This is a genomic window from Kitasatospora sp. NPDC059827 (assembly GCF_042731675.1).
GTDB lineage: Bacteria > Actinomycetota > Actinomycetes > Streptomycetales > Streptomycetaceae > Kitasatospora.
On record NZ_JBHWIV010000002.1, the window covers coordinates 14,633 to 27,356 of the forward strand.

Below are 12,724 nucleotides of genomic sequence, written 5' to 3' on the forward strand. Positions count from 1 at the left end.
GTCACGATTCCTCGTCGGGCAGTGTCAGGGGCCGCAGCGGGCGGTCGTCCACGTGCAGCCGGAAGACGTCGAAGCGGTTGTAGTGGCCGACGATGTCGTGCATCTGCTTGGGCTGGATGCAGCGGCCGAGGTCGATCTCGGCGTAGACGATGCCCTCCTCGTCGACCAGCGGTTCGGTGACCGCCCGGCCGTCCGGTCCGAAGATCCCGGACAACGCGCTGTGCGGGCGGGCGAGTTGGCTGCGCAGTTGGCGGTCGTCGCCGGCGATCAGGTCGACCATCTCGGGCGACACGGTCGAGCAGGAGACCACGGTGAACAGCTTGCCCTCGAAGCAGTGGGCGGCGGCGCGCAGTGCGATCGCCTCCGCCATGTCGTAGTCCTCGGGGCCGACCGGCAGGGCGATGTAGGCGGCGGCGTGGACGAGTTCGCCCTGGGCCAGCAGGGTGAAGCGGGCCAGGGTGTTGGTGTTCTCCCCGCAGGCCAGGGCGCCGAGCGGGCCGACGGCGGTGCGGTGCACCTTCAACGAGCTGCCGTCGCCCTGGGTCCAGGTCAGCTTCTCGGCCCAGGTGGGGACCAGTTTGCGGTGCACGCCGAGGAGTTCACCGTCCGAGCCGATGATCAGCAGGCTGTTGTACAGCACCCCGAGGCTGTGCCGGCCGCGCTCGTTGACGCCGATCACCAGCACCACCCCGGCCTGCCGGGCGGCCGAGCACAGGGTGTCCACGTACGGTCCGGGGACGTCCACAGCGGCGCGGTACAGCCGTTCGTACCAGGGGGATCCCTGCACGGGGGTCATCGTCCAGTTCCAGTACGGGTAGCCGGGCACGAAGACCTCGGGGAAGACCACGAGTTCGGCGCCGCGGCCGGCCGCCTCCCGGATCAGGGCGACGGCCTTGTCCACGGTGGCGGCCGGGTCCAGGTAGACCGGGGCGGCCTGGACGGCGGCGGCGGTGAAGCGCGGCAGGTCCATGGGTCCTCCTCACTGCCCGGCCGGAGCCGGCCGCCAGCGGCGGTGGACGGGCGGGGCGGCCTCCCGCAGCAGGTGCAGGCGCGGGGCGACCTTGTCGGCGCCCGGGCCCGGCGGCCTGCGGCGCCCGGCCAGCCAGGGCGCGGGCCAGGGGGCGCCCGGGCCGGTGTACGCCTGGTCGGCGGCGGCGTGCAGGGTCCAGAACGGGTCGTGCAGCTGGGCCCGGCCGACCGCGACCAGGTCGGCGCGGCCCGCCAGCAGGACGGAGTTGGCGTCGTCGTGGCCGGAGATCGCGCCGACCGCGACGGTCGGCAGGCCGGTGGCGGCGCGGACCAGTTCGGCGAAGGGCGTCTGGAAGCCGCGCCCGTACGGCGGCCGCTGGTGCGCCACCACCTCGCCGGTGGAGACGTCCACCGCGTCCGCCCCGGCCTCGCCCAGCGCCCGGCAGATCGCCACCGCCTCGTCCTCGGTGGTGCCGCCGGGGGCCCAGTCGGCGGCCGAGATCCGGACCAGCAGCGGCCGCCCGGCGGGCCAGACGGCGCGGACGGCGGACAGCACCTCGACCGGCAGTCGCAGTCGGTGGGCGAGCGGGCCGCCGTAGCCGTCGGTGCGGTGGTTGGTGAGCGGGGAGAGGAAGGCGGAGAGCAGGTGGCCGTGGCCGAACTGGAGCTCCAGCACGTCGAACCCGGCCCGGGCGGCGCGCTCGGCGGCGGCCGCGAAGTCGGCGGTGACGACGGCCAGGTGGACGTCGTTCGCCTCGTGCGGGACGGCGCTGCCGGCGTCCCAGGGCAGCGGCGAGGGGGCGAGCAGCGGCCAGCCGTCGGCGAGCGGGCGGCCGATGCCGTCCGGTCCGGGCGCGGCGGTGGCGCCCCGGCGGCCGGCGTGGGTGAGCTGGAGGCCGACCGGGGTGTCGCTCACCGCCGCGACGGCGCGCCGCAGTTCCGCCCAGGCGCCCTCCTGGCGGTCGGTCCACAGCCCGGGGCAGCGGTCGGTGGCCCGGCCCTCGGGGCTGACCGCCGTCATCCCGGCGATCACCAGCCCGGCGCCGCCGAGCGCGTGGGCGGTCAGCTGGGCCCGGTCGAAGGCGCTGGGCAGTCCGTCGGGGGAGGTGAAGGTCGCCAGCGGGGGCACCACGATCCGGTTGCGCAGCTCCAGGGCGCCGAGTTTCAGCGGCCGGAACATCGGCGGCACCCCGGGGGAGCCGCCGGTGGCGGCGTCCACGGCGGCGGTGAACTCCGGGTCGCGGGCCCGCAGGTTGCCGTAGGTGACCCGGCGGCTGCGGGTGAGCAGGTCGAAGGCGAACCGGTCCGGGTCCCGCCCGGTGCGGCGCCCCACCGTCTCGAACCACTCCAGGCTGGCCTGCGCGGCCCGCTGGGTGGACTCCACCACCGGCCGCCGCTCGGCCTCGTAGGCGGCCAGCGCGCCGTCCGGGGTGGGGTGTTCGCTCAGCGCGGCGGCCAGGGCGAGGGCGTCCTCCAGGGCCAGCTTGGTGCCCGAGCCGATCGAGAAGTGCGCGGAGTGCGCGGCGTCGCCGAGCAGCACGGTGTTGCCGTGGCGCCAACTGGCGTTGCGGACGGTGGTGAAGCGGATCCAGCGGGAGGCGTTGGGGATCAGCCGGTGGCCGTCCAGGTGCCCGGCGAGCAGTTCCGCGCAGCGCTCCACGCTCGCCAGGTCGCTCTCGCCGCGCGCGAACTCCCGTGCCGCGAGGGCCTCGAAGCCCGCCCGGCGCCAGGCGTCGGCGGCGATCTCGACGATGAAGGTCGAGCGGGTGGCGCTGTACGGGTAGGCGTGCACCTGCACGGTGCCGAAGTCGAACTCCTCGACGATGAAGGTGAAGGCCTCGAAGACCTTGTCGGTGGCGAGCCAGATGTAGCGGCAGTGCCGCTCGTCCAGTTCGGTGCGGAACGCCTCCGGGCGGGCGGCCCGGGTGCCGGAGTGGATGCCGTCGGCGGCCACCACCAGGTCGTACTCGGCGGCGAGCCGGTCGGCCGGCGGGGCGGGCGTGCGGTAGCGCACGTCCACCGCCAGCTCGGCGCAGCGGTCCTGGAGGACGGCGCGCAGCCGGTTGCGGTCCAGGGCGGCGAAGCCGTGCCCGCCGCTGGTGCGGACCTGCCCGGCGTAGCGGATGTCGATGTCGCTCCAGCGGGCGAACTCGGCGCTGATCGCGGCGAAGACCTTCGGGTCGGCCTGGGCGATGCCGTCCAGGGTCTCGTCGGAGAACACCACGCCGAAGCCGAAGGCGTCCTCCCGGCCGTCCCGTTCGAACACGGTGATCTCGCGGGCGGGGTCCAACTGCTTGGCCAGGGCGGCGAAGTAGAGCCCGCCGGGGCCGGCGCCGATCACCGCGATCCGGCGCGGTCCGCCCGTCGAGTTCTGCTGCCCGCCCGTCACGCGACCACCTCGGGCTGTTGCGGACCGGCCTCGGTGAGCGCCCGGCGGACCGGGTCGGGCCAGGGCTCGGCGCCCTTGACCCGCGGCGCGGCGTGCACCACCGACATCCGGCCGCTGGCGGCCAGCCCCTGCGGGCCGTGCACCTCGAAGGCGTAGTGCAGCGAGGAGCCGCCGACCCGGACCACCCGCAGCTCGGTGCGGACCACGTCCCCGAACCAGAGCCGCTCCCGGTAGTCGGCCTCGAAGTGTACCCGGGGGATCCGTCCGAACAGCTCGGCCAGGCCGAGCCGGCGCAGCAGCGCCGCCTCCGCGGCCTCGGCCCAGCGCTGGACGGCGGAGAAGTGGTAGTGCCCGGCGGCGTCGGTGTCCGACCACTCGACCCGGCGCTCGATGGTGATGGCGGCCGGGGCGGGCTCCGGCTCGGATCGGTGTGTCACGGCGGCCCTTCTGCGCAGCTCGGCGCGGAGCAGCTTGCCGGTCGCGGTGCGCGGCAGCTCGGGGACGAACTCGACGGCGCGCGGGTACTTGTACGGCGCGATGGTGCGTTTGACGTGCTCCTGGAGCTCCTTGACGGTCCCGTCGCCGGCCGGGGTGCCCCCGGTCAGCACCACGTACGCCTTGACCACGGTGCCGCGCCGTTCGTCCGGCGCGGCCACCACGGCGCAGTCGGCGACCGCCGGGTGGGCGGCCAGGGCCTGTTCCACCTCGGGGCCGGCGATGTTGTACCCGGCCGAGACGATCATGTCGTCGTTGCGGGCCTGGTACCGGAAGTAGCCGTCCCGGTCGCGGAGGTAGGTGTCGCCGGTGAGGTTCCAGCCGTCGCGGACGTACTCGCGCTGGCGCTCGTCGTCCAGGTAGCGGCAGCCGGTGGGGCCCTTGACGGCGAGCAGTCCGGGTTGGCCGTCCGGCACCGGGTTGCCCTGCCGGTCGAGTATCGCCGCCCGGTAGCCGGGGACGGGACGGCCGGTGGCGCCGGGCCGGGCGTCGTCGTCGGCGGCCGAGATGAACACGTGCAGCAGCTCGGTGGCGCCGATCCCGTCGATCAGCCGTCGGCCGGTGGCGGCGTGGAAGGCCTCCCAGACGGCGGCGGGCAGCGGCTCGCCGGCCGACACGCAGCGCCGTACGCCGGACAGCCGGTCGGCGAGCCCGGCGGCCAGGATCGCCCGGTAGGCGGTGGGCGCGGTGAACAGCACGCTCACCCCGTGCCGGGCGACCTCCTCGGCGAGCTGTTCGGGGGTGGCCCGCTCCAGCAGCAGGCTGGCGGCGCCGACCCGCAGCGGGAAGACCAGCAGGCCGCCGAGGCCGAAGGTGAAGCCGAACGGCGGGGTGCCGGTGAAGAGGTCGTCGGGGGTGGGGCGGAGCAGGTGGCGGGAGAAGGTGTCGGCGTTGGCCAGCACGTCCCGGTGGAAGTGCAGGGTGGCCTTGGGCCGGCCGGTGGTGCCGGAGGTGAAGGCGATCAGCGCGACGTCGTCGGCGGCGGTCGGTACGGCGGTGAAGCCGGGCCGCTGGGTGGCACTGCGGGCGGTGAGGTCCTCGGGGCCGGGGCCGCCGAAGGAGAGGACCCGCAGCCCGGGGGCGTCGGCGAGGTCGAGCTCGGTGCGGAAGCGGTGGTCGCACAGGGCGAGGGTGGGGCGGGCGATCCGGGCCAGTTCGGTCAGCTCGGCCGCCCGGAGCAGCGGCACGGTGGTCACGACCACCCCGCCGGCTTTCAGGACCCCGAGCCAACAGGCCGCCAGCCAGGGGGTGTTGGGGCCGCGCAGCAGGACGCGGTTGCCGGGGACCAGGCCCAGTTCCTCGGTGAGCAGGCGGGCTGTCCGGTCGGCGTGGTCGCGCAGTTCGCCGTAGCTCCACCGGGTGGTGGGGGTGAGTAGGCAGCGGCGGTCGGGGCCCAGGCGGGCGATGGTGTCGTCGAGCAGGGCGGACGCGCAGTTCAGTCGGTCGGGGTAGGCCAACTCCGGGAGTTCGAAGAGGAGTTCTGGCCACTGGTCGAAGGGCGGGAGATGGTCTCGGCAGAACGTGTCCATGTGCGCCGAGGGGGAGAGCTCCATGGGCGGCACCTCGTCGGGCGAGCGGGAGTGAAGCCAGTATGGCGCGCTCGTGACGCCAGTCAAGAGAGCGATACATGCATTCGGGCGACGGGGGCGGTCGGCGCAGGTCGGGGACGGGGCGGGGCAAGCGGAACGCCCCGCCGGCCGATGGGGCCTGCGGGGCGCAGGGGTGGTGCGGTGCGGGTGGGCTTCCTGGTACGGATAGGCCTTGTGGGGCGGCCGGGCTTGGTGGGGTGGCTGGGGAACGCCGGCGTTCAGCCCCCGGTGGCGTGGAAGACGGCGTCCGGGGTCCGGCCGTCCTCGGCCTGCCGGGCGCGCTCGGCGAGCAGTCGGGCGAACGGGGTGAGGCCGGGCAGTGCGACCGCCGCCCCCGGGCCGGCGTAGTGCAGGTAGAGCAGCGTCGAGCCGACCCGGACCACCGTCTCCGCCGTCGAGTCGCCCCGGGTGCGGGCTGCGCTCCGGTCGCCGACCGCCTGGACGGCCGCCGGGGCCGCGTCGCCCCGGGCGTCGAGGAGGTCGAGTCGGGTGTCGAAGGCCCGGTCGGCCGCCTCGGCGGAGCCGAAGGTGACCACGGTGAACTGCACGGACGGCAGCGGCGCGGCACTGAACGACACCGTCGCGTAGGCGAGTTGCTGGTCGCAGGCGCCCGGCAGCAGGCAGGGCGCGCCCGGCCCGCTGCCCGTCCCCGAACGCGGCGCCCCCTGCTGCTGCCAGCCGCCCGGCATCGCGGCGGCGTCCGGCAGCACGCCCTGCACCCGCGCGGGGTCGCGGATGGTCCGGGCGGCGTGGGCGAAGTCGGGCCCGTTGGGTTGCAGCAGCGGGCGCGAGCCGAGGTTGATCCCGAGTGCGACCAGCGCGGCGATCAGGACCAGGGCCAGGACGGTGAGGACGGCGGCGTTGCTGCGCCGGGCCGCCAGAGCCCGGGCGGCGCCGGCGGCCGCCGGGTCGACCCTCAGCTGGACGGTGCTCGGGCCGCCGGCCGGGGCGTCCGGGTCCACCCCCGGCCGGACGGTGCGAGGGTCCGGTCCCGCGTCCGGCCCCCCGGTGCGCAGCTGGACGGTGCTCGGGCCGGTCCGCAGTTGGACCGTGCTGGGGCTCGCGTCCGTCCGCAGCTGGACGGTGTTCGGATCGGCCGTCCCGCCGAGGTCGGTGGTGGTCAGGTACTGCGCGAACCCCTGGTCGGTGGCGAGCAGTCGGGCGACGGCCGCGGCCAGCCCGGCCCGCGCCGCCGGATCGTCCGGGTCCGCCTCGATCGCCGACAGTGCCCGGGCCCCCTCGGGCAGCAGCCGCAGCCGGGCCCGGACCACCTCGGCCACCGCCCGCCCCCGCCCGCCGGGCGTGCCCCGGGCCAGTCGCACCAGCGCCCCCACCACACCCGCCACCAGCCCGCGGCCGTCCCCCATGGCAACTCCCCCCGCCGTACGAGTCGTTGCCCCCAGGCTCCCGGACCGGCCGCCGGGGCACACCCCCCTCCGGTTGAACGGAGACGCAACTGCAACCGCGCGCGGACCTCGCGGAGACCCGGCGGCCCACCGGTCCCGGGTTCCGGCCGTTCCGCGAGCGCGCACGCCAACTCCTCGTCCGCGTCGGGGAGTCGGTCGAGCAGCTGCCCGAGCAGCTCGGGTGGCAGGGCGGGGTTGCGGGCGACGGCGTACAGCAGGGTGGGCATCCGCGCATTCTGCCCGCCGCCCGGTCGGGCCCGCCGCCGGTTTTCGTGCGGGCCCGACCGGTTGTCGTCGTCCGCCCGGTTGCCGTCGTCCGCCCGCCGGGGGCGGCCCGGGTCAGCGTACGGGCGCCGACATGTAGACGGCCCGCCGCCCGTAGTACTCCGGCACCGTGACCTCGCGGTGCGCCCGGTAGCCGAGCAGTCGCAGCAGGATGTCCGCGCCGCGCACCGCGACCATCGAGATCCGTTCGAAGCCCGACTCCTCGGCCCGCTCGCGGAAGTGCCGCATGAACCCCAGGGCGACCTCCCGGCCGCGCAGGTCCTCGGCGATCACCAGGTCGTGCACGTGCAGGTTGGCCGAGGTGTACGCCGTCTCCTCCGGCCGGGTGAGGTCCGGGCAGCGCAGCGGCGGGTACGGCAGGCTCAGCAGGTAGCCGCGGACGACGCCCTGCTGCTCCAGCACGTAGCAGGTGTCCGGTGAGCTGCGGGCCCGGGACTGCAGCGCCTCCCGGCCCTCGGACAGGCCGTCGGCGGCGTAGGCGTCGTGTTCGAGCGCGACCACGGCGTCCCAGTCCCCGTCGGCCAGCCGCCGGATCCGGAGGTCCTCGCTCACCGGGTCGCCCCCTCCGCACCGGCGTTCGGGCCTTCCGCGCCTTCCGCACCTTCGGGACCGGCGTCCAGCCCGTGGGCGCGGGCGGCGGACACCATCGCGGCCCAGGCCTCGACCAGCACCGCCCAGCGCTCGGCGTCCTGCCGGGCCTCGTCCAGGAGCTGTCCGCGCCGCTCGGCCACCACGTCCGCGAGCTCGGTGTACTTGCCGCCGAGCTTGCGGTAGGAGCGGTCCAGGACGTCCAGGCAGTGCTCGTTCCCGGCCTGGTCCCAGTCGACGCTGCCGCGCACCAGGTCGACGATCGGCTCGACCTTCAGCCCGTGCCGCTCGTCCAGCAGCCCGCGGCCCAGGTCGATCATGCCGCCGTAGACCGGGTACAGGTACAGCATCGAGAGCAGGAACTTGACGAACCGCAGCTGGTAGTTGACGAAGCCGGCGCCGATGCGGCGCTCGGGCGTGTAGTAGTTGACGATGTGCCGGTTGTGGACGACGCCGGGCAGCCGGGAGTGGACCAGGGCGTGCAGCAGGGCGTAGTCGCTGCCGATGGTCTCGATCGAGGGCAGCAGCGGCAGCACCTCGTAGGCCCGGTGGTCCAGGGCGATGTTGCACATGTAGACGTCCCAGATGTCGGGGACGCCGAGGACGGACTCGTCGGCGGTGAACGGTTCCGAGCCGGCGCCCTTGAACGAGACGTCGACCATCGCGTCCCGGTCCTCCTCCGGCCAGACCGGCGGGGTCCAGAGGCGGACGATCTCGCGGTAGACGGCCGGGTCCAGTTCGTGGATCTCGCTGATGTCCACGTTGAGTTCGCCGATGAAGGAGCCGCTGACCAGCATCACCGGCTTGTCCGCGTCGGCCGGGTCGAGCTCGGAGCGGGTCACCCCGGCCACCGCCTCGCCGGCCGGTCGGCCGATCGAGAGCAGCTCGTGGTGGATCGGGAAGACCTTCCGGCCGTCGACGACCTGGAAGTCGGCGTCGTCGTTGCGCAGGTGCGCCGAGGTGCAGCCGAGGGCGGCCGCGCCGAGGAAGAGCCGGTTGACGCAGGAGCCGTACGCGACGGCCGGCGGGAGCATCAGGTCGAGCAGCAGGTCGGGGTCGGCGGCGCCGGAGCGCTCGGCCACCCGGCGCAGGAACTCCCGCTGCCGCGCCTCGCCCAGGTGGTGGACGGCCACGCCGGGGGTCGGCTCCAGCGCGGCCACGGCGTCCGCGTTCTGCGCGAAGGCGGCGGCGTCGGTGGTGTCGAGGATGAGCAGGTGCACCTCGACGCCGAAGGTCGCGACGGCGTAGGCCGCCTCCTCGGCGAGTTCCGCGATGGTCTCGGGGCAGGAACGCATGGTGGGCAGGGCGAGGCAGACTCTCTGCATGGCGGTGGTTCTCCGTCGGTTCGTCAGAACGGTTGCGGCGGTGGCGCCGTGAGGGCTTCGAGCGCACCACCGTGGACTAGACCACTTCCCAAGTCAACGATTGACAGCGGGGCTGCGGCGGGGTGGAATGCGCCCCCGCCCGGCGGCTCCGGAGGGCCTTCGGAGGCCGTCCGGGGGCCGTGCGGACGCCTTCCGGACGCCTTCCGGAGGGTCTCCGGACCCCGCCCGGACCCGCTTCCGGACAGGGCGGAGCACGGAACCGGCGGCGCGCCCTGTCGCCGCCGGGTCCGCACGTGAGGGCGAATTCCCCTCGTTGATCCGAACGGCCGTGCGGCCCCGGGTGGTTCAACCCCGCCGATCCCACCGCCGGGGTCAATCCGCGACCCGGACCTGCCGATACCGGCAACGACGTCATTACGCCGTTCGGAGGAGCCAGCATGCCCGAACCGTGGCTGCCCGGTGCCGAGATCCACGACCTCGGCGACCACGCGCCGACCGACCACCAGTACCCCCCGAAGGCCATCGCCCACATCACCTGGGACCGCAACGCCACCGCCGCCGCGCCGCAGGACTGGTGCACCTACGAGGACCTCGTCGGGTACTTCACCGGCGCCGGGGCCGGCGACGCCCCGCACCTGGTCTGGGACCCGTTCAGCGGCCGCACGGCGCAGCTGTTCCCCGCCGACTCCCGCTCCAAGAGCCTGCTCAGCCCGACCCAGAGCCCCACCCGCACCAACCGGGCCGGGCTGGTGGTGATCCAGATCGAGGCGGTGTTCTTCCCCTACTGCCGCCACCAGGGCACCGTCTACCCCCGGCTGGTCGACACCCCGTGCGCGGGCTGGGACCGGATCCACGCCTGGATCACCTCCTGGGGCGTGCCCGACGTCTGGCCGATGGGGCGGCCGACCGACTTCACCGAGCACCGCGACGAGCGGGTCTGGGAGACCGCGGGCGGCTGGTACGCGCACGCCCACGTGCCGTACAACGACCACGTCGACCCCGGTTCCTGGCCCGCCTTCGCCGCCGGCCCCGGCTCGCCCACCGGCCCGCCCTCCCAGCAGCACCCCGCCCCGCCCGCCGACCCGACCCCCGCCCGCTACCAGGTCACCGTCAACGGCCTGGCGTACGGCTACGGCGCCCAGGGCTGCCAGGTGACCACCGTCGGACGGGCGCTGGTCACGGCCGGCTTCGGCACCCACTACCACTCCGGGCCCGGACCGACCTGGACGGACGCCGACACCGAGAACTACGCGGACTACCAGGCGAGCCTGGGGTACTCCGGGCAGGCGGCGGACGGCGTCCCGGGCGAGGCCTCGCTGCGCCGGCTGCTCGGCTACCTGCCCGGCCCGCGCACCGTCTCGCTCGCCCACGTCGCCGCGGCGGCGCGCAGCGACCCGGGGGCGGAGCAGGGGCACCGGACGTACGGGGCCGAGGTGGCGATCGTCGAACAGGCGCTGGCGGACGAGGGGTTGCTCGAACAGCGCTGGGTGGACGGGTCCTACGGCAGCCTCACGGTGACGGCGTACGCGGGCTGGCAGCGGCGCTGCGGGTACTCGGCGGGTGCCGCGGACGGGATCCCCGGGCGGGACTCGCTGCACCGGCTGGGGGCGGCGCGGGGGTTCGCGGTGACGGACTGACGGACTGGCGGGCCGACGGGTTGGGCGCTGCGGGTCGGCAGGTCGGTAGGTCGGCGGGGCTGCGGGTCGGTGTGGGTACTCCCCGGGGAGTCGGTCGGTCGCGGCGACGGCCGGGCACGTACTCGCCGGGGAGTAGCCGAGGTTACTTCCGCCGTCAGATGCCCGATGAGGGGCGGGCGGGGGAGTCTGGGCGCGTCCTCGTGACCCCGACTCGAAGGAGGTACCTGTGCGCCCGTCCACCGAAGCCGTCGCGGCCCCCGGCGCGGGGCGGCGGCCCGCCGGCCGCCGACTGTCGCCGGGAGCGCGCAAACGCCTGGTGGTGCTGCACGTCGTCGTCTCGGTGAGCTGGCTGGCCCTGATGCTCTGCCTGCTCACCCTGGCGGTGACGGCCCTCACCACCGACGACGCCGACCGGCTGAGAACGGCCTACCGGGCGATGGGCCTGCTCGGCGACGCGCTCATCCTGCCGCTGAGCCTGCTCACCTTCCTGAGCGGGGTGGCGCTGGGGCTCGGCACGTCCTGGGGCCTGTTCCGGTACTACTGGGTGAGTACCAAGTTCTGGCTGACGCTCGGTGCGATGGCGGCCTCGGTCTTCGCCCTCACCGCCCGGCTGCACGACGCGGTCCGGGTGGCGGACGCCCACCCGACCGGCCCCATCCCGGTGGCGGACCTCGGCTTCGTCCGCTACAACACGGTGATCGTCCCGGCGGTGGCCCTGGCGCTCTACCTGTTCAACGTGATCCTCTCGGTGTACAAGCCCTGGGGCCGCCGCAAGGCCGCGGGCACGCGTCCGGGCCGAATACCGCGGGCCTCCGGCGCGGCCGGGACCGGGCCGGGGCCCGAGGGCCGGTGACGGTGGTGACGGCGTGCCCGGGCGTACCGGCGGGGAATGCCCGTACGTCGGGTGGGTGTTGTCCACCCACGTGACCAGCGCTACGCCCGCGACCAGGCTCTCCGTCCTCGACCGCTCCCGGACCAGGCAGGGCGAGGAGCCGGCGCAGGCACTGCGCGACACCGTGGCCTTCGCGCGTGAGATCGAGCGGCTGGGCTACCACCGCTTCTGGGTCTCCGAGCACCACGGCGTCCCCGGGGTGGCCGGGTCGGCGCCCACCGTCCTCGCCGCGGCGGTCGCGGCGGCCACCAGCCGGATCCGGGTCGGCACCGGCGGGGTGATGCTGCCCAACCACCGGCCCATGGTGGTGGCTGAGCAGTTCGGGGTGCTGGCGGCGCTGTTCCCGGGCCGGATCGACATGGGGCTCGGCCGCTCGGTGGGCTTCACCGACGGCGTCCGGCGGGCGCTCGGGCGGGAGAAGGACGCGGCCGACGACTTCGGCGGCCAGCTGACCGAGCTGCTCGGGTACTTCGACGGCTCCCAGCAGGTGCACCGGGGCGTCCACGCCCGCCCGGCCGAGGGACTGCACGTGCCGGCCTTCGTGCTGGCCACCGGCGCGGGCGCCGAGCTGGCCGCCGAGGCCGGGCTGCCGCTGGTCATCGCCGCCGCACGTGGGGAGGAGCGGATGCTCGCCGCGCTCGACGGCTACCGCAGCCGCTTCCGCCCCTCCGCGCAGGCCGCCGAACCGTACGTGGTGGTCTCGGGCACGGTCGCGGTGGCCGAGACCGAGGAGCGGGCCCATGACCTCCTCCTCCCGGAGGCCTGGGCCGGCGCCTACTCCCGTACCCACGGGGAGTTCCCGCCACTGTCCCCGGCCGCCGAGATCCGGGCGCGCACGATGAGCCCGCGCGAACGGGCGGCCTTCGAGCAGTCGCTCAAGGGCCACATCGCGGGCACCCCGGAGCAGGCGGCCGCCGAGCTGTCCGCCCTGGTGGCACGCACCGGTGCGGACGAGGTCCTGATCGCCACCAGTACCTACGACCGGACGGCCCTGCTCGACTCGTACCGGCTGCTCGCCGAGGCCGTCGGCCTGCTCTGACCGGCTGCGGCCCGCCGCCTGCCGCGCCGCCTGCCGCGCTGCCCGTTCCGCAGCCCGCGTGACCGCCCACTCCACCGCTCCCCGGCCGTCCGGGCGGATTTCTGACCAGG

General features: G+C 75.1%; 9 protein-coding genes and 1 pseudogene. 3 read left to right on the forward strand and 7 right to left on the reverse strand.

Going from position 1 to position 12,724, the window contains the following annotated elements; translation table 11 throughout:
* Position 1: 1 nt before the first annotated feature.
* The 7 genes and pseudogenes from ACFV8H_RS01290 to ACFV8H_RS01320 form a co-directional block, all read right to left on the reverse strand.
* Complete coding sequence (locus ACFV8H_RS01290) at positions 2–970, reverse strand: carbon-nitrogen hydrolase family protein (protein WP_380396002.1); 969 nt, start codon at positions 968–970, stop codon at positions 2–4.
* Positions 971–979: 9 nt separating this feature from the next.
* Complete coding sequence (locus ACFV8H_RS01295) at positions 980–3,358, reverse strand: FAD-dependent monooxygenase (protein ID WP_380396003.1); 2,379 nt, start codon at positions 3,356–3,358, stop codon at positions 980–982.
* Entirely contained in the window at positions 3,355–3,795 is a 441-nt protein-coding gene (locus ACFV8H_RS01300; RefSeq protein WP_375886190.1) for an acyl-CoA thioesterase, read from the reverse strand. Before ACFV8H_RS01300 ends, ACFV8H_RS01295 begins: the two co-directional genes overlap by 4 nt.
* A 12-nt stretch (positions 3,796–3,807) precedes the next feature.
* Positions 3,808–5,406: pseudogene (locus ACFV8H_RS01305) on the reverse strand (AMP-binding protein); the annotation flags it as partial.
* Positions 5,407–5,660: 254 nt separating this feature from the next.
* Positions 5,661–6,809, reverse strand: a complete 1,149-nt coding sequence (locus tag ACFV8H_RS01310; RefSeq protein ID WP_380396004.1) for a hypothetical protein — start codon at positions 6,807–6,809, stop codon at positions 5,661–5,663.
* Between the two features lie 378 nt (positions 6,810–7,187).
* Positions 7,188–7,685, reverse strand: a complete 498-nt coding sequence (locus ACFV8H_RS01315) for a GNAT family N-acetyltransferase (RefSeq protein WP_375885858.1) — start codon at positions 7,683–7,685, stop codon at positions 7,188–7,190.
* The gene (locus tag ACFV8H_RS01320; protein ID WP_380396005.1) at positions 7,682–9,046 is read right to left on the reverse strand and encodes a DUF6271 family protein; all 1,365 of its coding nucleotides are present in this window, start codon (positions 9,044–9,046) and stop codon (positions 7,682–7,684) included. Before ACFV8H_RS01320 ends, ACFV8H_RS01315 begins: the two co-directional genes overlap by 4 nt.
* A gap of 437 nt (positions 9,047–9,483) precedes the next feature.
* Between ACFV8H_RS01320 and ACFV8H_RS01325 the strand changes: the two genes are divergently transcribed.
* The 3 genes from ACFV8H_RS01325 to ACFV8H_RS01335 all read left to right on the forward strand — a co-directional run bounded on the left by ACFV8H_RS01325 (position 9,484) and on the right by ACFV8H_RS01335 (position 12,614).
* Complete coding sequence (locus tag ACFV8H_RS01325) at positions 9,484–10,683, forward strand: peptidoglycan-binding protein (RefSeq protein WP_380396006.1); 1,200 nt, start codon at positions 9,484–9,486, stop codon at positions 10,681–10,683.
* 226 nt (positions 10,684–10,909) lie between these two features.
* Entirely contained in the window at positions 10,910–11,536 is a 627-nt protein-coding gene (locus ACFV8H_RS01330) for a DUF2269 domain-containing protein (RefSeq protein WP_380396007.1), read from the forward strand.
* A gap of 70 nt (positions 11,537–11,606) precedes the next feature.
* Positions 11,607–12,614, forward strand: a complete 1,008-nt coding sequence (locus ACFV8H_RS01335; protein WP_380396008.1) for an MsnO8 family LLM class oxidoreductase — start codon at positions 11,607–11,609, stop codon at positions 12,612–12,614.
* Positions 12,615–12,724 lie beyond the last annotated feature (110 nt).